This window comes from Streptomyces sp. NBC_01707 (assembly GCF_041438805.1).
Taxonomy (GTDB): domain Bacteria; phylum Actinomycetota; class Actinomycetes; order Streptomycetales; family Streptomycetaceae; genus Streptomyces.
Genome location: NZ_CP109190.1, coordinates 6,240,520 through 6,261,862, shown reverse-complemented (window position 1 = coordinate 6,261,862; position 21,343 = coordinate 6,240,520). Strand labels below are relative to the sequence as shown.

The following is a 21,343-nucleotide window of genomic DNA, read 5'->3' as shown; positions in this document are numbered from 1 at the left end:
TTCATCGACAGTCTGTCAGCTCAGCCGCCCGCACACCCGGCGGCACCCCTATTACGCTCGGTCCCGTACACCCCACACGCCCCTGAGGAGAACCATGAGCGAGCGACTCCAGCCCGGCGACACCGCCCCGGCCTTCACCCTCCCCGACGCCGACGGCAACGACATCTCGCTCGCCGACCACAAGGGCCGCAAAGTCATCGTCTACTTCTACCCGGCCGCCCTCACCCCCGGCTGCACCAAGCAGGCCTGCGACTTCACGGACAACCTGGAGCTCCTGACCGGCGCCGGATACGACGTCATCGGCGTCTCCCCCGACAAGCCGGAGAAGCTCGCCAAGTTCCGCGAGAAGGAAAACCTCGAGGTCACACTGGTCGGCGACCCGTCCAAGGAAACCCTCCAGGCCTACGGCGCATTCGGCGAGAAGAAGCTCTACGGCAAAACGGTGACGGGCGTCATCCGCTCCACGGTCATCGTCGACGAGGAGGGCAAGGTCGAACGCGCCCTCTACAACGTCAAGGCAACCGGCCACGTAGCCAAGATCATCAAGGACCTCGGCATCTGACCACCACCACGCCCATGTGACGGGCGTCGCACTTTCACCCCCCATCGGTTTGCGACCGCCATGACCGCGCAGAAGCCCTTCCTGGAACACCCACCGAGGAAAGGACCCGGCCATGGCGGCCTCCGACCTTCAGCAGGTGGCCGACCCCGAAGCGGTCAAACGCCACCCCACCCTCTTCCGCGCCATCCGGCAACGGAAGAACCCCAGGCTGCGCCGGTCCGACATCACCGTCACCGACGACCAGGCAGTCAAGCGGGCGGTGAAGGCGGCCTCCCTCGGCAACGCCATGGAGTGGTTCGACTTCGGCATCTACTCCTACCTGGCCGTCACCCTCGGGCACGTCTTCTTCCCGTCCGGGAACAACACCACCCAGCTGCTCTCCTCGTTCGCCACCTTCGCGGTCGCCTTCCTGGTGCGCCCGCTGGGCGGAATGTTCTTCGGCCCCATGGGCGACCGGATCGGCCGCAAGAAGGTCCTCGCCCTCACCATGATCATGATGGCGGTCGGCACCTTCGCCATCGGCGTCATCCCGTCCCACGCCTCGATCGGCCTCTGGGCACCCGCCCTGCTGATCTTCTTCCGCCTGATCCAGGGCTTCTCCACCGGCGGAGAGTACGGCGGCGCATCCACCTTCATCGCCGAGTACGCCCCCGACAAACGCCGCGGCTACTTCGGCAGCTTCCTCGAATTCGGCACCCTGGCCGGATACGTCGGCGCGGCCGGCCTCGTCACCGCACTCACCGCCGTCCTCGACACCCCCGCCATGGAGTCCTGGGGCTGGCGCATCCCGTTCCTCGTCGCGGGCCCCCTCGGCCTGGTCGGCCTCTACCTCCGACTGCGCCTCGACGAGACCCCGGCCTTCCAGAAACTGGAGGGCGGCAACGCCCAGGCCACCGAGGCCGCCGACAGCGTCGAGACCACGGCCAAGGGTGACCTCGCGAAGATCTTCCGGCAGTACTGGCCGACGCTGATCCTCTGCATCTGCCTCGTCGGCGCTTACAACATCACCGACTACATGCTGCTGTCGTACATGCCGACGTACCTCTCCGACGAACTCGGCTACAGCGAGACCCACGGCCTGCTCGTCCTGCTCGCCGTCATGATCTTCCTGATGCTGATCATCAGCCAGGTCGGCAAGCTCTCCGACCGCTTCGGCCGCAAGCCGCTGCTGATGGCGGGAATGCTGGGTTTCCTCTGCCTGTCGCTCCCCTCCTTCCTGCTGATCCGCCAGGACGGCATCCCGGCCATCACGATCGGCATGCTGATGCTGGGCCTCTCCCTGGTCTGCATGCTCGGCACGATGTCCGCCGCCCTCCCGGCCCTCTTCCCCACCCAGGTCCGCTACGGCTCCCTGTCGGTCGGCTACAACCTCTCGGCCTCGCTCTTCGGCGGTACGACCCCGCTGGTGATCACCGCGCTGATCAGTTGGAGCGGTACGAACCTGATGCCGGCGTACTACGCGATGGCGGCGGCCCTGGTCGGCGTGATCGCGGTGGCCTGCATGAAGGAAACCGCCCAGCGGCCGCTGGACGGATCGCCCCCGTCGGTGGAGACGGAGCAGGAGGCGGCGGAGCTGTGCGCGGCCCAGACTCCCGAGCCCAAGTTCTGACCCCTGACCCCTGACCCCGTCCCCGGGAACGGCCCGCCCCGCTTCAGCCGAAGCGGGGCGGGCCGTTCCACATCTCACCGTATTCCGGACGTGACCATCCGATAAACGGTTCGTTGCTCCGTACGAGACCGCGAACGTGCGGTCGGGAACGGAGGCGATCGATGACGGTTCGATACACCCGTGAGCTGCTCGAGGAGGCAGCACGTGAGGTGGCCAACTTCGACGAAGCGGTCCGCTGGTGTGGGGGCACTCCCACGGCGGGCAGCAGGCGCTACCTGCGGCAGAAGATGGCAGCGGCGAAAATCGACACGTCACACTTCCAGAAGACATGGGTGCGCTATACGGAGGAGGCCCTGAGGGAGGCGGTCGCAGCCTCTTCCTCGGTCATGGAGGTCCTGCAGCGGCTGGGGATCAGCCCAGTGGGCGGCAGCCATACGCACATCAGCAGGCGGATCGCATCTCTGGGCATCGATGTATCCCACTTCGTAATGCGCCGAGGCCGCCCCCGAGGCGCACGCGGCAACCTGCTCAGGTTGGGCTCTCCACAGGACGGGCGGATCGCCGGCTCACGGCTCCGTCGAGAACTCCTTCGGATCGGGATACCGGAACGCTGCACGGAGTGCGGCACAGGCACCGTATGGAACGACAGACCACTGCGGCTCGAGGTCGATCACAGGAACGGCAACTGGTGGGACAACCGACCGGAAAACCTGCAGCTCCTCTGTCCCAACTGCCACTCTGCGACGGACACATATCGCGGCCGGAAGCGGAGGGCGACGTGAGCGCTCCCGCCTACACACGCGACCGATTGGCAGCGGCAGCCGCCGAGTCATCCAGCATGGTGGATCTGATGCGCAGACTCGGCGCCACGCTCGGCAGCGGATCGCGCAGCTACCTGAACCGACGGCTGCGGCACTACGGCATAGATGTGTCCCATTTCCGCGAGGAACCACTGCCGACGCGAGAACGCCGCTCGTACTCGAAAGAGCTTCTCGCCGAGGCTGCGGCACACTCCCACAGCATCCGAGAAATGCTGGAGTACATGGACCTCCCACCACGGGACAGTCCGTACGGCCATATCCGCAAGAAGCTCGATCAATACGACATCGACACCTCGCATTTCACTCGTGGCCGCCGCTACGGAGCCGGCGTTCTGGACCGGGCCACGCTGGCGTCAGCCGTGGAGAAATCACTGAGCCTCGCGGGCACACTCAAGCTCCTCGGCCTCGCCGACAACGGTGCCGGTCGCGCTCTCGTGAAACGGAGCATCGAAGCGCACGGCGTCTCAACCGACCACTTCACAGGCCAAGGCCACTTCCTCGGAGCCTCTTCCCCGTACCGCAAGTCCGCCATGGACATACTGAGACGGCTGGCCCCACCCGCACCCCGGACGAGAACCTCTTTTCTGCGACGCGCCCTTGATGATCTGGGTGTCCCGCACGAGTGTGCTGCGTGCGGCATCGGCGATCTCTGGCGGGGCAGACGACTCGTCCTGGAGATCGACCACATCAACGGCGACTGGCTGGACAACCGCCGTACGAACCTTCGGTACTTATGCCCGTCCTGTCATAGCCAGACGGCGACTTTCGCCAATCGCTCTCCATCTCTCCACCGAAGGCAGTAGGATCTGGTTCACATGCGCCCGTACGCCATCTGGTTGAGCGGCGATCTTTAGGTGGTCGTGTATGTCGGTTCGAATCCGACCGGGCGCACCAAATAATTGATGCCGGGCTTCCTGCAAAGCGCAGGAAGCCCGGCATCAATTCGTCACCCCACCAGCTCCCGCACCACCGGTACCAGCGCCCGGAACGCCTTCCCCCGGTGGCTGATCGCGTTCTTCTCCGCCGGGGTCAGTTCCGCGCAGGTCACGGTCTTGCCCTCCGGCTGGAGGATCGGGTCGTAGCCGAAACCGTTCGTGCCGGACGGGGTGTGGCGCAGGGTGCCGAGGAGGTGGCCCTCCACCACGTGTTCCGTGCCGTCCGGGAGGGCGAGGGCTGCCGCGCAGGCGAAGTGGGCGGCGCGGTGGGTGTCGTCGATGTCGGAGAGCTGGGCCAGGAGCAGGTCCAGGTTGGCGCGGTCGTTGCCGTGGGTGCCGGACCAGCGGGCCGAGAAGATGCCGGGGGCGCCGCCGAGTACGTCGACGCAGAGGCCGGAGTCGTCGGCGATCGCGGGGTGGCCGGTGGCCTGTGCGAGGGCGTGAGCCTTGAGGAGGGCGTTCTCGGCGAAGGTGACGCCGGTTTCCTTGACGTCGGGGATCTCGGGGTACGCGTCCGCGCCGACGAGTTCGTAGGTGAGGCCGGCGTCGGCGAGGATCGCGTGGAGTTCGTTGACTTTCCCGGCGTTGCGGGTGGCGAGGATCAGGCGGGTCATGTGCCGATTATCGCGGGGCGGGCCGGGCCCGGTGCTACGAGGTGCAGACGTTGCCGATCTCCTTGGCGGCGTCGGTGACCGGGGTGATGTCGGGGGTGGCGTCGCCGTTGTCTATGGAGGTGCGGACGTTCTTGACGCCGGTCTGGAGGTCGTCGACGGCCTTGGAGAGGTCGGCGTTGTCGGTGGTGTCGCCGAGGTTGCCGAGTTCCTTGTCGATCTCGTCGAGTGCTTCGGCCGCCTGGGTGGGGTCGTTCGAGGCGTTGGAGACGGCCTGTTGGAGGTTGTTGACGCTGGTGGCGATGGCGTCGGCGGTGCGGACGCAGTCGAGTGCCTTGTCGACGGCGCCGCAGCCGGTTGCTGCGGTGAGAGTGATGGTGAGGGCGGTCAGGGTCAGCGCGACGGTGGTGCGGCGGTGGCGGGTGGCCTTGGCCATGGTGCGGGTTCCTCCCCGGGTGCGGATACGCGGACGGGCGCACGGTTCGACCCGTGCGCCCGTACTCGTCACGACGCTCTTGGTGCGTACTTGGTTGCTTCTTTACTCGCCGAGGGTGCGGGCGAGTGCCACGTGCTGATACGCGGTCAGGTCGACGCAGCCGGCGGTGGCGAGGTCGAGGAGCGCGTTCAGTTCCTTGCGGTCGAACGGCTCGGCCTCGGCGGTGCCCTGGACTTCGACGAAGCGGCCGTCGCCGGTGCAGACGACGTTCATGTCGGTCTCGGCGCGGACGTCCTCCTCGTAGCAGAGGTCGAGGAGCGGGGTGCCGTCGACGATGCCGACACTGACGGCGGAGACGGTGCCGGTGAGCGGCTTGCGGCCGTGCCTGATGAGCTTCTTGCCCTGGGCCCAGGTGATGGCGTCGGCGAGGGCGACGTATGCGCCGGTGATGGCGGCGGTGCGGGTGCCACCGTCTGCCTGGAGGACGTCGCAGTCGAGGACGATGGTGTTCTCGCCGAGGGCCTTGTAGTCGATCACGGCACGCAGGGAGCGGCCGATGAGGCGGCTGATCTCGTGGGTGCGGCCGCCGATCTTGCCGCGTACGGATTCGCGGTCGCCGCGGGTGTTGGTGGAGCGGGGCAGCATGGAGTATTCGGCGGTGACCCAGCCTTCGCCGCTGCCCTTGCGCCAGCGCGGGACGCCTTCGGTGACGGAGGCGGTGCAGAAGACCTTGGTGTCGCCGAAGGAGATGAGGACTGAGCCTTCGGCGTGCTTGCTCCATCCGCGTTCGATGGTGACGGGGCGGAGCTGTTCGGAGGTGCGGCCGTCGATACGAGACATGGCGTCGAGCCTATCGGCTGTGCCGCAGGCCCCGGTCCGGGCGGGAGCGGGGCCTGTGGGGTGTGGAGCCGGACGGGCTCAGCGGGTGGTCACATCATGTCTTCGATGTCGGCGGCGATGGGGTCGGCGTCGGTGCCGATGACGACCTGGATCGCGGTGCCCATCTTGACGACGCCGTGGGCGCCGGCGGCCTTGAGCGCGGCTTCGTCGACCTTGCTCGGGTCGATGACTTCGGTGCGGAGGCGGGTGATGCAGCCTTCGACCTCTTCGATGTTGTCGATACCGCCGAGCCCGGCGACGATCTTCTCAGCCTTGCTGGCCATGTCGTTCTCCCTGATTGTTCGCGTCCGCATGCCGGCCCACCATGGGTCCGTTTCGTCACGGTAACTCACGGTTGGCCCAACTTCGCGGGCGAGCTGTCGGCCCATCACCAATGATGACGATCACCGGCGCCCTGCCTTTCGAGCGGGCTCCGCACCGTGATGCAACTGGTCTACACCAGTTTGCGTCGACCGCCAAACGTGGGCTGTTCCTGGAGGACGACGATGAGCTCAGACAGCGCCGCCGTGCCACGGAAACAGTGGTGGAACGGCCTGTTCCAGGGCCTCCAGAAGATGGGGCGCAGCCTCCAGCTCCCGATCGCGGTGCTCCCGGCCGCGGGTATCCTCAACCGGCTCGGCCAGGAGGACGTGTTCGGGAGCCAAGGGCTCGGCTGGAACAACGTCGCCAAGGTCTTCGCCGCGGCCGGTGGCGCACTGCTCGACTCCGGCCTGGGGCTGCCGCTGCTGTTCTGCGTCGGCGTCGCCATCGGGATGGCGAAGAAGTCGGACGGCTCGACGGCGCTCGCCGCGGTGACCGGCTTCCTCGTCTATTACGCGGTGCTGCACGCCTTCCCGGTGGACTGCGCCCCGGGCTCCACGTTCACCGCCGGCGGCACGTGGTTCGGCACCTGCGTCACCGGCGACGCCAAGGTGACGGCCGCCGAGTACCAGAACCCCGGGGTGTTCGGGGGCATCGTGATGGGCCTGCTGTCCGCGTGGTTCTGGCAGCGGTACCACCGCGTCAAGCTGGTCGACTGGCTGGGCTTCTTCAACGGCCGCCGGCTCGTGCCGATCATCATGGCGTTCGTGGGGCTGCTCTTCGCGGCCCTGTGCGCCTGGCTGTGGGCGCCGATCGGTGACGGTCTGATCAGCTTCTCCAAGTGGCTGACCGATCTGAACTGGCTGGGCTCCGGGATCTTCGGTGTCGCCAACCGCGCGCTGCTGGTCATCGGCCTGCACCAGTTCCTGAACACCTTCGTCTGGTTCCAGTTCGGCGACTTCACCAAGCCGGACGGGACGGTGGTGCACGGTGACATCAACCGGTTCCTGCAGGGCGACCCGACGGCCGGGCAGTTCACCACGGGGTTCTTCCCGATCATGATGTTCGCGCTTCCGGCGGCGGCCCTGGCGATCTACCACTGCGCCAAGCCGCATCGCCGGAAGGCGGTCGGCGGCATGATGCTCTCGGTCGGCCTGACGTCGTTCGTGACGGGTATCACCGAGCCGATCGAGTACTCGTTCCTCTTCGTCGCCCCGCTTCTGTATGCGATCCACGCGGTGCTCACCGGCGTGTCGATGGCGGTGAGCTGGGGGCTGGGCGTGAAGGACGGCTTCAGCTTCTCGGCGGGTCTGATCGACTACGTCATCAACTGGAGTCTGGCAACGAAGCCGTGGCTGATCATTCCGATCGGCTTCTGCTTCGCAGTGGTGTACTACGTGCTGTTCCGGTTCGCGATCACCAGGTTCAACCTCCAGACCCCTGGCCGGGAGCCCGACGAACTGGAGTCGGAGATCGAGAAAGACCTCGTCAAGTAGGCCACCGACCGGGCTCCACCCCCGACAGGCGAAGGCCCCCGGACCTCACGGTCCGGGGGCCTTCGTCATGTCACTGAGGGTGTAGATGAGCTACTGCGAAGTAGTCGACATTTGCATGTTCCTTATACAACCCACACCGTGCTAAAACTGGTCTACACCACTGAGTGGTCCAGACCACGTGGCGCCCGTCACGTTTCTGGAGTCGTCGCCCCCAAGAATCCGTATGCCTGGCGGCGCCTTGTCCAATGGAGGAAGTTGATGACCACGGCGAGCGCCGCACCCGCGGCCACCAAGAAGAAGGGCGCGGGTGCGATGGCTGTCATGCAGCGCATCGGCCGCAGCCTCATGCTGCCCGTCGCGGTGCTGCCCGCAGCCGCTCTGCTGGTCCGACTCGGCAACGCCGACATGCTCGGCCGCGAGTCGTTCCCGACCTTCATCACGAAGCTCGCCGGCTACATGGCCGCGGGCGGCGGGGCCATTCTCGACAACATGGCGCTGCTGTTCGCCGTGGGTATCGCGATCGGCTTCGCCAAGAAGTCGGACGGTTCGACGGCCCTCGCCGCGGTCACCGGCTATCTGGTCTTCCAGAAGGTGCTGGCCACCTTCACCGACAGCAACCTGCCCCAGGTCGCGAGCGTCGTGGACGGCAAGATCGTCATGAGCGACGCGCCGGTCAACGCCGGTGTGCTCGGCGGTGTCGTGATCGGCATAGTCGTGGCGCTGCTCTACCAGAGGTTCTACCGGAAGAAGCTGCCCGACTGGGCGGGCTTCTTCAGCGGCCGTCGCCTCGTCCCGATCCTCTCGGCCTTCGCGGGCCTGATCATCGGCATCGTCTTCGGCCTGATCTGGCCGGTCCTCGGTACCGGTCTGCACAACTTCGGTGAGTGGCTGGTCGGTTCCGGCGCCGTCGGCGCGGGCATCTTCGGTGTCGCCAACCGTGCGCTGATCCCGGTCGGCATGCACCACCTGCTGAACTCGTTCCCGTGGTTCCAGGCGGGCGAGTACAAGGGCGCCCACGGCGACATCGCACGGTTCCTGGCCGGCGACCCGCAGGCCGGACAGTTCATGACCGGCTTCTTCCCGATCATGATGTTCGCCCTTCCGGCCGCCTGCCTGGCCATCGTCCACTGCGCCCGCCCGGAGCGCCGCAAGGTCGTCGGCGGCATGATGTTCTCTCTCGCGGCCACCTCGTTCGTCACCGGTGTGACCGAGCCGATCGAGTTCACGTTCATGTTCATCGCCCCGGTGCTGTACGCGATCCACGCGGTGCTCACGGGTGTGTCCATGGCTCTGACCTGGGCGCTCGGGATGAAGGACGGCTTCGGCTTCTCTGCCGGCCTGATCGACTTCGGATTGAACCTCGGTATCGCGACGAAGCCGTGGATGCTGGTCCTGGTCGGCCTCTGCTTCGCGGTGGTCTACTACGTGGTCTTCCGCTTCGCGATCACCAAGTTCAACCTGCCGACCCCGGGCCGGGAGTCGGACGAGGAGCTCGCCGAGCTGCTCAAGGCCGAGGCGAAGTAGGCCTGGCCCCTCTCGTAGGTACGGCAGAGCCCCCACCCTCCGTCCGGAGGGTGGGGGCTCTGCCGTACCTACGCGGGGTCCTAGATCTCGTAGACCGCACCCGGGACCGCCAGTTCCACCGGGCCGTCGTAGATCGCGCGGGCGTCCGCCAGATTGCGGTCCGCGTCCGTCCACGGCGGGATGTGGGTCAGGACGAGCCGGCCCACCTTCCCGTGCGCGGCGATTTCGCCCGCTTCACGGCCGTTGAGGTGGAGGTCCGGAATGTCCTCCTTGCCGTGGGTGAACGACGCTTCACAGAGGAACAGATCGGTGCCCTCGGCGAGTTCGTCCAGCACCTCGCAGGTTCCGGTGTCGCTGGAGTACGTCAGCGAACGGCCGTCGTGCTCGATGCGGATGCCGAAGGTGTCGACGGGGTGGCAGACCTTCTCCGTACGGACCGAGAAGGGGCCGATGTCGAACGAGCCGGACTTCAGCGTGTGGAAGTCGAAGACCTCACTCATCGCCCGGTCGGACGGGGTGTCGCCGTGCGCGGCCGTCAGCCGCTGCTCGGTGCCGTCGGGTCCGTAGACCGGGATGGGCTCCGATCGTCCGCCGTCGTGCCGGTAGTAGCGCACCACGAAGTACGCGCACATGTCGATGCAGTGATCGGCATGGAGATGGCTGAGGAAGATGGCGTCCAGGTCGTAGAGACCGATGTGGCGCTGCAGCTCGCCCAGGGCGCCGTTACCCATGTCGAGGAGCAGCCGGAAGCCGTCGGCCTCTACGAGGTAGCTCGAGCATGCCGAACCCGCGGACGGGAACGAGCCGGAGCAGCCGACGACGGTGAGCTTCATGGAGCGTGAACCTCCGAGACGTGGGAACGGGGAGGGTTCGTGCGATTTGTTGAGCGTAAGGCGCCAAACACCTGGTCGCTCCTTCAAGGCCTGCCGTTGTGGGCGAACTCACCTGCTCTGTCACCGGTTCGATGGAAGCGGTTGCGAGGCACGGGCCTGCGGGGCGCCGGTACCGTCGGTGCATGAACATGTCCTGGTGGCCGGCGCTCGGCGCGGTCGTACTGCTGGCGCTCATTGCCGCGATCGCCGACGGGCGGGGCCGGCTCAGGCGCGGTGCCCGGCGTCCGGGTGGGCGTCCGAGGGGGCGGACGCGCCCGCCGGGGAGGACCGAGGGGCCCAGGGGCGGGCCGGAGCACACGCCGCGGCCGGGGGAGATCTGGTGGGCCGAGGTTCCGTACGAGGACGGGCCGGGGTCGAAGGACCGGCCGTGTCTGGTGCTGTCGGTGCGGGACGGTGCCGCGCGCGTCGCGAAGATCACCAGCAAGCGTCACGAGGACCGGCCGGGGGTGATCGCGCTCCCGCCGGGCGCTGTGGGCGATCCGCAGGGGCGGGCGAGCTTCCTGGAGACGGATGAGCTGCGGGATGTGGCGGTGCGGGGGTTCCGGCGGCGGGTGGGGGTGGTGGATCCGGGGGTGTGGGATCAGGTGCGACGGTTCGGGTGAGTGCAGGGGCCGGTGGGGGCGGGACGGCGAGCTGTCCGCCACCTGTCCCCTCCCGGCTGTGAGGATGTGCGGCTCCGCGGTGCGGGGACTCCGCCGCGGACCTCGGTCCTCGACCACCTCAGGGGCCGAAAATGCCGGGCGGGCTGGATGTCTCCAGCCCGCCCGGCATCCGGGAACCGTCTGAGCGCCGAGCCAGGCCTCTCGTCTGGATCATGCCGGGCTCGCAGGGTCTGACACGCACCCTGATCCGGTCCGATCCAGACGAAAGACCCTAGGCCCAGAGCTGGCCGTGCAGCGTTTCGATGGCCGCTTCCGTGGTCGGGGCGGTGTAGACGCCCGTCGACAGGTACTTCCAGCCGCCGTCCGCGACGACGAAGACGATGTCGGCCGGCTCCCCGGCCTTGACCGCCTTGTTGCCGACGCCGATCGCCGCGTGGAGTGCCGCACCGGTGGAGACGCCCGCGAAGATGCCTTCCTGCTGGAGGAGTTCGCGGGTGCGGGTGACGGCGTCGGCGGAGCCGACGGAGAAGCGGGTGGTGAGGACCGAGGCGTCGTAGAGCTCGGGGACGAAGCCCTCATCGAGGTTGCGGAGCCCGTAGACCAGGTCGTCGTAGCGCGGCTCGGCGGCGACGATCTTGATGTCCGGCTTGTGTTCGCGCAGGAAGCGGCCGACGCCCATCAGGGTGCCGGTGGTGCCGAGGCCCGCCACGAAGTGGGTGATGGAGGGCAGGTCGGCGAGGATCTCCGGGCCGGTGGTGGCGTAGTGGGCGCCCGCGTTGTCCGGGTTGCCGTACTGGTAAAGCATCACCCAGTCGGGGTGCTCGGCGGCGAGCTCCTTGGCGACGCGCACGGCCGTGTTGGAGCCGCCGGCCGCCGGGGAGGAGATGATCTCGGCGCCCCACATGGCGAGCAGGTCGCGCCGCTCCTGGGAGGTGTTCTCCGGCATGACGCAGACGATGCGGTAGCCCTTGAGCTTGGCCGCCATGGCGAGGGAGATGCCGGTGTTGCCGCTGGTGGGTTCCAGGATGGTGCAGCCGGGGGTCAACCGGCCGTCCTTCTCCGCCTGTTCGACCATGTGGAGCGCGGGGCGGTCCTTGATCGAGCCGGTGGGGTTGCGGTCCTCCAGCTTGGCCCAGATGCGGACGTCGTCCGACGGTGACAGCCGGGGCAGGCGGACGAGCGGGGTGTTGCCCACCGCGGCGAGCGGGCTGTCGTACCGCATCAGTTCATGCCGCCCGCGACGGCCGGGAGGATGGTGACGCTGTCGCCGTCGCCGAGCTTGGTGGAGATGCCGTCGAGGAAGCGGACGTCCTCGTCGTTGAGGTAGACGTTCACGAAGCGACGGAGTTCGCCGCCGTCGACGATGCGCTCACGGATGCCGTTGTGGCGGCTGTCGAGATCCGTGAAGAGGTCGGCGAGGGTCTCTCCGTTGCCTTCGACGGTCTTCGCGCCGTCGGTGTAGGTGCGGAGGATGGTGGGGATGCGGACCTCGATGGCCATGGCGTGGGCTCCTGTCGAAAGCGGAGTGGTGGCGTGGGGCGCGCGGCTCTGCCCCCGCGCAGGGAAAGTGCGATGGTCGGCGCTTCGGGCCGGGACCCGGCTCAGGCCTTGCCTGCGACGGGGAGGCGGCTCGTACAGATCGCGCTGGAGAGCCTGCACAGGTCGACGTGCAGGCGCGCGACGAGCAGCGTGCCCGGCGTCTTCTCGCTCACGTCATGGGGAACCATGAGCTCATCGTATCGATTCCCGGTCCGGATCCCGGTATGTGATCTCACCTGCTGGATGGTGAGCGTTCGCCTGGTGGACTGTCGTCGGCGGGAGGAGGGGCCGGGCGCGGGCCCGGCCCCCGGCCCGCGGCCGGTCAGGCGGGCTCGTACGCCTCGACGACCTTGACGTCCTCCTCCGTGATCACGCCGTCGACGATGCGGTACGAGCGGAACTGGAAGGGGCCCGCGTCGTCCGTGTCGGCGGTGGAGACGAGCACATAGTGGGCGCCGGGCTCATTGGCGTAGGTGATGTCGGTGCGCGAGGGGTAGGCCTCGGTCGCGGTGTGCGAGTGGTAGACGATCACCGGCTCCTCGTCGCGGTCGTCCATCTCGCGGTACAGCTTCAGCAGGTCCGCGGAGTCGAACTCGTAGAACGTGGGCGAGCGGGCGGCGTTGAGCATCGGGATGAAGCGTTCGGCACGGCCGGTTCCGGCCGGGCCCGCGACCACGCCGCACGCCTCGTCGGGGTGGTCCGCGCGGGAGTGCGCGACGATCTGGTCGTACAGCGCCTGGGTGAGGGTCAGCATGGCGCCAGGATAAGCAGAGGGCCCCCGCGGCTCCGAGGAGTGGTACGCGAGGGCCCGCATGCTGGACAGAAGGTGCCGGAGGCGCTGGGTCAGCGCTTCGCGAAGGCCTTGTTCTCGGGGTTGCGGGCCTTGAGCACCAGGTACGAGACGCCGAGGATCAGCGCCCAGAGCGGGGCGCAGTACAGCGAGATCCTGGCGTCCTTGTCGACGGCCATCATGACGATGACCATGCCGATGAAGGCGAGGGCGAAGACGCTGGTGTACGGGGCGCCGGGGGCCCGGAAGGTGGACTGCGGGAGCTCTCCCCGGTCGGCCCGGAAGCGGTAGCGGATCTGGCAGACGAGGATCATGATCCAGGCCCACATGCCGGAGATGGTGGCGAAGGAGACGACGTAGTTGAAGGCGTCGCCGGGCCACTGGTAGTTGATCCAGACGCCGACGAGCATGAGCGCGGCGGAGAAGGTGGTGCCGATCAGCGGGGTGCCGCTCTTGGTCAGCTTGGTGAAGAACTTCGGGCCCTGTCCGTTGAGCGCGAGGTCGCGCAGCATGCGTCCGGTGGAGTACATGCCGGAGTTGCAGGAGGAGAGGGCCGCGGTCAGGACGACGAAGTTGACGATCGCGGCGCCGACGCCGAGGCCCATCTTCTGGAAGGCGGCCACGAACGGCGAGATGCCGGGCTGGAACTCGGTCCACGGGACGACGGACAGGATCATGATCAGCGCGCCGACGTAGAAGACGGCGATGCGCCACGGCACGGTGTTGATGGCCTTCGGCAGGACGGTCTTCGGGTCCTTGGACTCGCCCGCGGTGACTCCGACGAGCTCGACGGCGAGGAAGGCGAACATCACGATCTGCAGGGTCATGAGGGTGCCGCTGAGGCCGTGCGGGAAGAAGCCGCCGTCGGACCAGAGGTGGGTCACGCTCGCGGTGTCCCCGGCGTCGGAGAAGCCGAGGGTGAGAATTCCGGCGCAGATGAGGATCATGCCGATGATGGCGGTCACCTTGACCATCGAGAACCAGAACTCCAGCTCTCCGAAGAGTTTCACGGAGATCAGGTTCACGGCGTACAGGATGATCGTGAAGATCAGTGCGGAGACCCATTGCGCGATGTCGAACCAGTAGGTCATGTACTGGGCGGCCGCGGTGACTTCGGTGATTCCGGTGACGACCCAGAACAACCAGTAGGTCCAGCCGGTGACGAACCCCGCGAAGGGCCCGACGAATTCACGGGCGTACTCCGAGAAGGAGCCCGAGACCGGGCGGTACATGAGGAGTTCGCCGAGCGCCCGCATGATGAAGAAGATCACCAGGCCCGCGACGGCATAGGCCAGGATCAGGCTCGGTCCCGCCTTGGCGATGGCCTTGCCCGCGCCGAGGAAGAGGCCGGTGCCGATGGCCCCGCCGATCGCGATCATCTGGATCTGGCGGGCTCCGAGACCGCGCTGATACCCCTCGCTCGAGGTGGCGTCGTGCGCGGCTGCTCCGGCCTCCCGGCCGGCTTGTCCCTTGTCGACCTTCGCCGATGTCATGGTGATGCGCCTTTCTCCACGCCGATCCGCGCCGTTGAGGCTGCGGATCAGGTCCTGATCCCCCCGGATATGGATGGAGTGCGACCGGCGATCCGCCGGCTGTAGCGCCCCCGGGAACAGGGGTGGCGTCCCCGGGTGGTCGTGAAGATTTATCACGGGCCTACCGGCGATCCGCCGGACATTATGTGGCGCACACCACAGGAAAAAGCGGACAAGCGTTTCCAAGCCGCTATAAAAAAGGCCGTTCAGGTGACGGGATCGTTATTCGGATTTGAGCGTTCGTTGAGCGAACACCCGGCGGTTTCGGCACGGGTGATCTTCGGATCCGGTTACGCGGAAATGGCCGTTCGGTCCGGCCCCGGGAGCGGCCGGACGCCCTTACGGCATCAGGGTCTCGACGAGGGTTTCCTGAAGCGCGCCCAGCCAGAGATAGGCCATGACCATGGGCTTGCGCGGGTCGCTGTCGGGCAGCCGGTAGAGCGATCCCTCGCCGCCTTCGTCCTGGTCGGAGACGTCCAGGCGGGTACCGATGGTCAGCCTGAGGTCGTTGAGCGCGCCGAGCCAGTTGCGGCATTCGTCGGCGGTGAGCGTGAGGATCCCGCCGTCCTCCCCGGCCGGGATCGCGTCCAGGGTGCGTACGACGGCGAGGGCGTCGTCACGCTTGCGGGAACGCAGGTCGTTCTCGGTGTACCGGCGGAACTCGGCGGACGCGGCGCGCAGTTCGCTGTCGTCGTCGCCGTACGCCTCGGGGAAGAGACGGGCCAGGGCCGGGTCGGTCGGCGGTTCGCTGGGTCCTTCGGTGAACAGGGCGGCGAGCGGGTCCTCGCCCTCGGCCGGTTCGTCACCGGGGCCGATCAGCTCCAGCAGCTGGACGGCGAGGGAGCGCAGGATCGCGATCTCCACCTCGTCGAGCGCGACGGCCGCGCCGCCGCCGGGGGTGGCCTCGAAGTGGCCGGCCATGGGTTCTCTCCGATGGTGGGTCGGGCGGGGCAGAGGACAGGGCGGATCGGGGGAGGGGGCGTGCTAGTTGCGGTCCTGCGTGAGGGTGGCCCAGAGCCCGTAGCCGTGCATGGCCTGGACGTCGCGTTCCATCTCTTCACGGCTGCCGCTGGAGACGACCGCGCGGCCCTTCTGGTGCACGTCGAGCATGAGCTTGTGGGCCTTGTCCTTGGAGTAGCCGAAGTAGGCCTGGAAGACGTAGGTCACGTAGCTCATGAGGTTGACCGGGTCGTTGTGGACCAGCGTCACCCAGGGCACATCGGGCTCCGGGACGACGAGGCTCTCCTCGGCCGATTCTGGACGCTCGATCTCTACGGGGGCGACGCTCACCCACCCCATGCTGCCACTCAGGAGGGGCCGGCGCACAAACAGACCCTAGATCTCGTCACTCTGACGAAATAGGGGTAGCATCCCTGCCATGAACTCTGCGGACCTTGGGCGACGGGTCGGTGTGCCGTCGACAGCGCTCTTCACCGACCAGTACGAGCTCACGATGTTGCAGGCCGCATTGAAGGCAGGCACGGCCGACCGGCACTCGGTGTTCGAGGCATTCACCCGCCGGCTGCCCGAGGGGCGGCGCTACGGCGTCGTCGCGGGCACCGGACGGCTGCTCGACGCGGTGGAGAACTTCCGCTTCGACGACGAGATGCTCGCCTTCCTGCGTGAGCGGAACGTCGTCGACGGGCCGACGCTCGCCTGGCTGGCGGACTTCCGCTTCAGCGGCGACATCTGGGGCTACCCGGAGGGTGAGGTGTACTTCCCCGGCTCGCCGATCCTGCGGGTCGAGGGGTCCTTCGCCGAGTGCGTGCTGCTGGAGACGGTGATCCTGTCGATCCTCAACCACGACTCGGCGATCGCCGCGGCGGCGTCCCGCATGTCGGTGGCCGCCGGCGGGCGCGGGCTGATCGAGATGGGTGCGCGACGCACCCATGAACTGTCGGCGGTGGCCTCGGCGCGTGCCGCGTACATCGGCGGCTTCGACGCGACGTCCGATCTGGCGGCGGGGTTCCGCTACAACATCCCGACGGTCGGGACGAGCGCGCACGCGTTCACCCTGCTGCACGACAGCGAGCGCGACGCGTTCCGGGCGCAGGTCGACTCGCTCGGCCGGGGCACGACCCTCCTGGTCGACACCTATGACGTCGCCGAGGCGGTCCGTACGGCGGTCGAGGTCGCCGGGACCGACCTGGGAGCGGTGCGCATCGACTCCGGCGACCTGTTGCTGGTCGCGCACCGGGTGCGCCAGCAGCTCGACGAGCTCGGCGCCACCGGTACGAAGATCGTGGTGACGTCGGACCTGGACGAGTACGCGATCGCGTCGCTGGCCGCGGCGCCGGTGAACGCGTACGGCGTGGGCACCCAGCTGGTGACCGGCAGCGGTCAGCCGACGTGCTCGATGGTCTACAAGCTGGTCGCGCGGGCGGTCTCCGCCGACCCGGCGGAACCGCTCCAGCCGGTTGCGAAGAAGTCGCTGGGGGCGAAGGCCTCGGTGGGCGGTCGCAAATGGGCCGCGCGTCGGCTGGACGAGGACGGGGTGGCCGAGGCCGAGGTGATCGGCACGGGTCCGGTGCCGGACGGCCTGGCCGACCGGCAGCTGCTGGCCGAGCTGGTCAGGGGTGGTGAGGTGGTCGCCCGCGAGTCGCTGGACACGGCCCGGGAGCGGCACATAGCGGCGCGGCAGGGGCTGCCGCTGTCGGCGATGCAGCTGTCCAAGGGAGAGCCGGTGATTCCCACGGAGTACGCCTGAACGTGCGTCGGCGGGACGCGATAGCAGCGGACGCCCTCTCCCGCAAGGCGGCCGCAGTCTCTAGGCTCGATTCCGGCCCCTCCGTGACTGTTCCGCCTCCTTCCGCTCCCCGCTCGTCCGCTCCCCCCATCGAAGGACACCCGCCATGCATCGCGCGTTGATCGTCGTCGACGTTCAGAACGACTTCTGCGAGGGCGGCAGCCTCGCGGTGGCCGGGGGCGCCGACGTCGCCGCCGCCATCACCGACCTGATCGGCGAGGCCCAGGCCGGTTACCGCCATGTGGTGGCGACCCGGGACCACCATGTCGACGCGGGTGACCACTTCTCCGATCATCCGGACTTCGAGCACACCTGGCCGGCGCACTGTGTCGCCGGTACGGAGGGGGTGGGCTTCCACCCGAATTTCGCCCCGGCGGTCGCCTCCGGGGCGGTCGACGCGGTGTTCGACAAGGGGGCGTACTCGGGGGCGTACAGCGGTTTCGAGGGCCTCGACGAGAACGGGCTGGGGCTGGCGCAGTGGCTGCGTGACCGGGGCGTGACGGAGGTCGACGTGGTCGGCATCGCCACGGACCACTGTGTGCGGGCCACGGCGCTGGACGCGGTACGGGAGGGGTTCACGACCCATGTACTGCTGGACCTGACGGCCGGGGTCGCCGCGGCGACCACAGGGCGGGCGCTGGAGGAGCTCCGGGCAGCCGGCGTGGAGCTCTCCGGCAAGCCGGTGGTGTAGGGCGGGGGCTCACCGGAGTCGTCCGGCGGCCGCTCCGTCCTCGATCTCCCCCACGGCCTCAAAGGCATCCGGAGCCCCTCGGCGCGCCGGCCCCGCCGACGTGGCGCTCGAGTGCGCGGCGCCGGATCCTGGCCCGGCCCGGCCCTAATTCTGCTGGGCAGGCACCGGCGGCGCGAGCAGCGTTCGTATGGGGTGCCAGAGCTCCTGCGCGTTTTCGGGTCTGGCTCGCCACAGGAGGCCGTCCGGGTGGTGCAGCACCGCGGTGACCTCGTCGGGGGTGGGGGGTTCCGCGTTGCCACGGAGGTAGACCGCACGCAGGCCCAGGTTGCGCAGGCGGGTCAGTGCGCGGGCCCGGTTGGCCGCATGGACCAGGACACGGACCGGGCTGCCCGGACCCGCTCCGTCGGCCGGACCGGTCAGGGTGATCGCCACCACGACACTGCCGTTCGGCAACTTGCTGAATCCTCCGCCGGCCATACTCCGCGCTCCCCCATGAGACGTCGTGTCAATAAGAATCCGAACAAGAGGCACCTAAACACGATCGGCCGCCGCCCGCTAGAGGGCGACGGCCGATCATGCTCTGACCTGCGGTGATGTGGAATTACTTGTGCGAGGCACCAACCATGACGGTGATCGTCGAGCCGCTGAGCGGCTCGTTGACGATCGTGATCCGCGTGTTGGTGTCAGCGACCTTCACGCTTCCGGTCGCGTTCTCCTCGTACCAGTAGGTGCCCTTGTGGTCGTCGAAGACCGGGACACCCAGCTGGGGCTTGATCTTGACCGCCACGTCGGCCTTGTGCAGCGTGAAGCCGTCGGTCGGCCACCAGCTGAACGGCGCGTCGAAGGGCTGGATCTTGTTGCGGATGACGGTGCCGTCGGCCCACTTCAGCGGCTTCGCGTGCGCGTCGATCGGCAGGATCAGACCCTTGCCCGGGTGGGCGGAGACGTTGTTGTCCTTCTGGGAGGTGTCCCAGAGCCAGATCAGCAGACCGTTCTGGTACGGGTAGTGCTCGACCCAGTCCGGACGGGTCGTGGTGAAGCCGAAGTTGTACGGGCCGACCTTGAGGGTCTGGTCGTACGAGACGTACTGGCGGTTCTCCGCGAGGTAGTACTGCGGGTACTCCTTGGTGAACGACTCGCCGACGCGGGAGAAGCCCTTGGCGGTCCAGCCGTTGTCGTCGCCCTCGGCGTTGTCCGAGAAGAGCGCGGCACCGTCGGCGTTGACCGCGATGGTGTCGGCCGCGAAGCCCACACCGCCCGCGCCACCGTCGGTGGTGTAGCGGAAGCGGATGTCGATCTTCTTGCCGGCGTAGGCGTCCAGCGAGTACGAGAGCTTCTGGTACTTGCCGGAGACGTCGGTCAGGGCCGGCTTGTCGCTGGCGTCACGCGGGATCGCCTTGCCGTCGGCCGTGCCGTCGATCGCGGTCCAGCTGGTGCCACCGTTCTCCGACACCTCGGTGTAGAGGTAGTCGTAGTCCTTCTCGATGTCCCACCAGCCCGAAAGGTCCAGAGAGGCCTTGGACTTGCCGGTGAGGTCGACCGAACGGGACAGGGTGTTGTTGAGGTTGTCACCCATGTCGCTCCACCACTGCTTGGAGCCCTCGGCGGGCTTCGTGACAGAGGTGGTGACGGCCTTGTCGGGCAGCGTGACGACGAGCGCCTGCTTGTCCTTGGTGTTGTACTCCGAGACGCCCAGCTTGTGGACCGAGTTCTTCGCCGCCTTGGCCGAGGCGTAGTTCAGCCAGCCCAGCTGCAGCTTGTCCCAGGCGGTCATGTCGCCGGGCAGGTCACCGATGGCGTTCTTGCCGGTGCCGAGCCAGGAACCGGCCGACATCAGGGACCAGAAACCGACCGAGTTCTCGGCGGTGTTGGTGGTGTCGTACAGGTCCGGCAGACCGAGGTCGTGGCCGTACTCGTGGGCGAAGACACCCAGGCCGCCGTTCTCGGGCTGCGCGGTGTAGTCGCCGACCCAGATGCCGGTGTCACCGATCTGGGTGCCGCCGGCCTTGTTGTCGGCCGGGCCGGTCGCACCGGCGTTGGTGCCGTACGCGTACCAGCGGTGCGCCCAGATGGCGTTCGCGCCCTCGACGCCGCCGCCCGCGGACTCGTCCTCACCGGCGTGCACGATCTGGAAGTGATCGATGTAGCCGTCGGGCTCGTTGAAGTTGCCGTCGTTGTCGAAGTCGTAACGGTCCCACTGGTCGTACTTCGCCAGGTCCGTCTTGATCTGCTCCGGCGTGCGGCCCTTGGCCTTCTGGTCGGCCGCCCAGGCGTTCACGCCGTCCCTGATCATGTCCCAGGAGTTGGCGCAGTTGGACGAGCCGCAGTAGTTGGAGCCGTAACGGGCCTCGTTGTACGGGACCTTGACCCAGTCGGAGACCTCGCCGTCGACCGAGTAGCGCCCGGAGGACGTCTTCTCGTAGTACGTCTTCAGCGAGTTCTTGCCGGCGCCCTCACCGAAGTAGAGGTCCTGGAAGTGGGCCTGGTTGTAATCGGCCTGCCAGGCGGTGCTGTTGTCCTTCGCCGGGTCCGGCTTGGCTATCGTGTTGTGCAGCGGGCCGGGCGTGCCGCCGTACTTCTTGACGGGCGGCTTGGGCCCGTCCCCGTCCGGGTCGATCATGGTCGTGTCGTCGACCTTGTCGCCGAACTCGACCAGGACCGTGAAGATCTTGTCCGTCTTCTCGCGGCCGAGCTCGACATACTTCTTGTCGTCGAGCTTGACGACCTTGGAGCCGTTCCGCGTCGACACCTTCTTGTCGCCCGCGATGACCTGCTCCAGAGCGGCCTGACGCTGCGCGTCCTGCTGCTCGCTGTAAGGGCCTTCCAGGTCGTGCGCGCCGCCCTTGGCCGACCCCGGATCACGGCGGTCGACGATGGAGCTGCTCGCCCCTGGGGACTTGTCGTCCGCCTGGGCTGTGGCGAAGGCCGACGCCGTAGCGGCGGTGGCGGCCATGGCCACGACAACCGCCGTGGCGCGAAGCGCCCGTCTCTTAGTGGTCACTTGATGCTGTCCCTCCCCGGCGTCCGCGGCTGCAGCCTTGGGGTGTGGCGGGGCTGCGCGCGGATACGCGTCACAAGTGACGACATTCGACCGGAGTTACGAGAGAAAAGACAGACCTTGACTTGCACAGGCCAAGTGCACTATGCAGTAGGGCATTTCCGTTATCCGGACGTTCATCGAGCAGGTAACCGGCGCGCCGAAGCGCCCCCTCGGAACCCGGGGTGACTCAGTGCGCCCCCTGTGCACCGGCACCGTGGGTTAGGTCACGCTTACTACCGGTTCCTCCCGGGCATCCACCGTCGTAGAGTCGCTTGACAGTGCGACCGCGTTGAGAGACTGCCCATCCGATGTCCCG

At 67.7% G+C, this 21,343-nt stretch carries 23 protein-coding genes and 1 tRNA gene; 10 read left to right on the top strand and 14 right to left on the bottom strand.

The window, feature by feature from the left end:
• The first annotated feature begins 94 nt into the window (after nucleotides 1-94).
• The 5 genes from bcp (at nucleotide 95) to OG963_RS28125 (ending at nucleotide 3,886) form a co-directional block, all read left to right on the top strand.
• Nucleotides 95-562 (top strand): thioredoxin-dependent thiol peroxidase, encoded by a 468-nt coding sequence (gene bcp, locus OG963_RS28145; protein WP_093776832.1) that lies wholly within the window; start codon nucleotides 95-97, stop codon nucleotides 560-562.
• 112 nt (nucleotides 563-674) lie between these two features.
• Complete coding sequence (gene proP / locus OG963_RS28140; protein WP_093776830.1) at nucleotides 675-2,171, top strand: glycine betaine/L-proline transporter ProP; 1,497 nt, start codon at nucleotides 675-677, stop codon at nucleotides 2,169-2,171.
• Between the two features lie 161 nt (nucleotides 2,172-2,332).
• Nucleotides 2,333-2,953 carry an HNH endonuclease gene (locus OG963_RS28135; protein ID WP_093776828.1) on the top strand — a complete coding sequence of 207 codons (621 nt, stop codon included), beginning with the start codon at nucleotides 2,333-2,335 and terminating at the stop codon, nucleotides 2,951-2,953.
• A 56-nt stretch (nucleotides 2,954-3,009) separates the two neighbouring features.
• Nucleotides 3,010-3,795 carry an HNH endonuclease gene (locus tag OG963_RS28130; protein WP_176902305.1) on the top strand — a complete coding sequence of 262 codons (786 nt, stop codon included), beginning with the start codon at nucleotides 3,010-3,012 and terminating at the stop codon, nucleotides 3,793-3,795.
• A gap of 14 nt (nucleotides 3,796-3,809) precedes the next feature.
• Nucleotides 3,810-3,886: transfer RNA gene (locus OG963_RS28125), tRNA-Leu, on the top strand.
• A 52-nt stretch (nucleotides 3,887-3,938) separates the two neighbouring features.
• On the opposite strand, the gene rdgB is transcribed toward OG963_RS28125, so the two are convergent.
• From rdgB to OG963_RS28105, 4 genes are all read right to left on the bottom strand, one after another.
• Nucleotides 3,939-4,541: an RdgB/HAM1 family non-canonical purine NTP pyrophosphatase gene (gene rdgB / locus OG963_RS28120; RefSeq protein WP_093930474.1), complete on the bottom strand. Its 603-nt coding sequence runs from the start codon at nucleotides 4,539-4,541 to the stop codon at nucleotides 3,939-3,941.
• A gap of 34 nt (nucleotides 4,542-4,575) precedes the next feature.
• Nucleotides 4,576-4,974: a hypothetical protein gene (locus OG963_RS28115; RefSeq protein WP_093776824.1), complete on the bottom strand. Its 399-nt coding sequence runs from the start codon at nucleotides 4,972-4,974 to the stop codon at nucleotides 4,576-4,578.
• A 102-nt stretch (nucleotides 4,975-5,076) separates the two neighbouring features.
• Nucleotides 5,077-5,814, bottom strand: a complete 738-nt coding sequence (gene rph, locus OG963_RS28110; RefSeq protein ID WP_030923110.1) for a ribonuclease PH — start codon at nucleotides 5,812-5,814, stop codon at nucleotides 5,077-5,079.
• An 89-nt stretch (nucleotides 5,815-5,903) separates the two neighbouring features.
• The gene (locus OG963_RS28105; RefSeq protein WP_078878901.1) at nucleotides 5,904-6,167 is read right to left on the bottom strand and encodes a glucose PTS transporter subunit EIIB; all 264 of its coding nucleotides are present in this window, start codon (nucleotides 6,165-6,167) and stop codon (nucleotides 5,904-5,906) included.
• Nucleotides 6,168-6,359: 192 nt separating this feature from the next.
• On the opposite strand from OG963_RS28105, the gene OG963_RS28100 reads away from it, so the two are divergent.
• Together OG963_RS28100 and OG963_RS28095 are read left to right on the top strand one after the other, a co-directional pair.
• Entirely contained in the window at nucleotides 6,360-7,670 is a 1,311-nt protein-coding gene (locus OG963_RS28100; protein ID WP_030923106.1) for a PTS transporter subunit EIIC, read from the top strand.
• A 258-nt stretch (nucleotides 7,671-7,928) separates the two neighbouring features.
• The gene (locus OG963_RS28095; RefSeq protein WP_093776822.1) at nucleotides 7,929-9,194 is read left to right on the top strand and encodes a PTS transporter subunit EIIC; all 1,266 of its coding nucleotides are present in this window, start codon (nucleotides 7,929-7,931) and stop codon (nucleotides 9,192-9,194) included.
• An 80-nt stretch (nucleotides 9,195-9,274) separates the two neighbouring features.
• Here OG963_RS28095 and OG963_RS28090 read toward each other — a convergent pair whose 3' ends face one another.
• Complete coding sequence (locus OG963_RS28090; protein WP_093776820.1) at nucleotides 9,275-10,027, bottom strand: MBL fold metallo-hydrolase; 753 nt, start codon at nucleotides 10,025-10,027, stop codon at nucleotides 9,275-9,277.
• 182 nt (nucleotides 10,028-10,209) lie between these two features.
• On the opposite strand from OG963_RS28090, the gene OG963_RS28085 reads away from it, so the two are divergent.
• A complete protein-coding gene (locus tag OG963_RS28085; protein ID WP_319325149.1) occupies nucleotides 10,210-10,689 on the top strand; it encodes a type II toxin-antitoxin system PemK/MazF family toxin in 480 nt (159 codons plus the stop codon).
• A 271-nt stretch (nucleotides 10,690-10,960) separates the two neighbouring features.
• On the opposite strand, the gene OG963_RS28080 is transcribed toward OG963_RS28085, so the two are convergent.
• The 7 genes from OG963_RS28080 to clpS all read right to left on the bottom strand — a co-directional run bounded on the left by OG963_RS28080 (nucleotide 10,961) and on the right by clpS (nucleotide 15,849).
• A complete protein-coding gene (locus OG963_RS28080) occupies nucleotides 10,961-11,911 on the bottom strand; it encodes a PLP-dependent cysteine synthase family protein (RefSeq protein ID WP_030923093.1) in 951 nt (316 codons plus the stop codon).
• Entirely contained in the window at nucleotides 11,911-12,189 is a 279-nt protein-coding gene (locus OG963_RS28075; RefSeq protein WP_093776816.1) for a MoaD/ThiS family protein, read from the bottom strand. Before OG963_RS28075 ends, OG963_RS28080 begins: the two co-directional genes overlap by 1 nt.
• 101 nt (nucleotides 12,190-12,290) lie before the next feature.
• The gene (locus OG963_RS28070) at nucleotides 12,291-12,416 is read right to left on the bottom strand and encodes a putative leader peptide (RefSeq protein WP_256223732.1); all 126 of its coding nucleotides are present in this window, start codon (nucleotides 12,414-12,416) and stop codon (nucleotides 12,291-12,293) included.
• 134 nt (nucleotides 12,417-12,550) lie between these two features.
• Complete coding sequence (locus OG963_RS28065; RefSeq protein WP_030923086.1) at nucleotides 12,551-12,982, bottom strand: Mov34/MPN/PAD-1 family protein; 432 nt, start codon at nucleotides 12,980-12,982, stop codon at nucleotides 12,551-12,553.
• Between the two features lie 89 nt (nucleotides 12,983-13,071).
• Nucleotides 13,072-14,511 (bottom strand): amino acid permease, encoded by a 1,440-nt coding sequence (locus OG963_RS28060; RefSeq protein WP_030923083.1) that lies wholly within the window; start codon nucleotides 14,509-14,511, stop codon nucleotides 13,072-13,074.
• A 378-nt stretch (nucleotides 14,512-14,889) separates the two neighbouring features.
• A complete protein-coding gene (locus tag OG963_RS28055; protein WP_030923081.1) occupies nucleotides 14,890-15,471 on the bottom strand; it encodes a DUF2017 domain-containing protein in 582 nt (193 codons plus the stop codon).
• Between the two features lie 63 nt (nucleotides 15,472-15,534).
• Complete coding sequence (gene clpS, locus OG963_RS28050) at nucleotides 15,535-15,849, bottom strand: ATP-dependent Clp protease adapter ClpS (protein ID WP_030923079.1); 315 nt, start codon at nucleotides 15,847-15,849, stop codon at nucleotides 15,535-15,537.
• A gap of 79 nt (nucleotides 15,850-15,928) precedes the next feature.
• Between clpS and OG963_RS28045 the strand changes: the two genes are divergently transcribed.
• Both OG963_RS28045 and OG963_RS28040 read left to right on the top strand, forming a co-directional pair.
• Nucleotides 15,929-17,257: a nicotinate phosphoribosyltransferase gene (locus OG963_RS28045; protein ID WP_093776810.1), complete on the top strand. Its 1,329-nt coding sequence runs from the start codon at nucleotides 15,929-15,931 to the stop codon at nucleotides 17,255-17,257.
• Nucleotides 17,258-17,402: 145 nt separating this feature from the next.
• Entirely contained in the window at nucleotides 17,403-17,987 is a 585-nt protein-coding gene (locus OG963_RS28040) for an isochorismatase family protein (RefSeq protein WP_030923074.1), read from the top strand.
• Between the two features lie 144 nt (nucleotides 17,988-18,131).
• On the opposite strand, the gene OG963_RS28035 is transcribed toward OG963_RS28040, so the two are convergent.
• Both OG963_RS28035 and OG963_RS28030 read right to left on the bottom strand, forming a co-directional pair.
• Nucleotides 18,132-18,464, bottom strand: a complete 333-nt coding sequence (locus tag OG963_RS28035; RefSeq protein ID WP_371799579.1) for a hypothetical protein — start codon at nucleotides 18,462-18,464, stop codon at nucleotides 18,132-18,134.
• A 124-nt stretch (nucleotides 18,465-18,588) separates the two neighbouring features.
• On the bottom strand, nucleotides 18,589-20,988 hold the full coding sequence (locus OG963_RS28030; protein WP_176902300.1) for an immune inhibitor A domain-containing protein: 2,400 nt from the start codon (nucleotides 20,986-20,988) through the stop codon (nucleotides 18,589-18,591).
• Nucleotides 20,989-21,343: the final 355 nt, after the last annotated feature.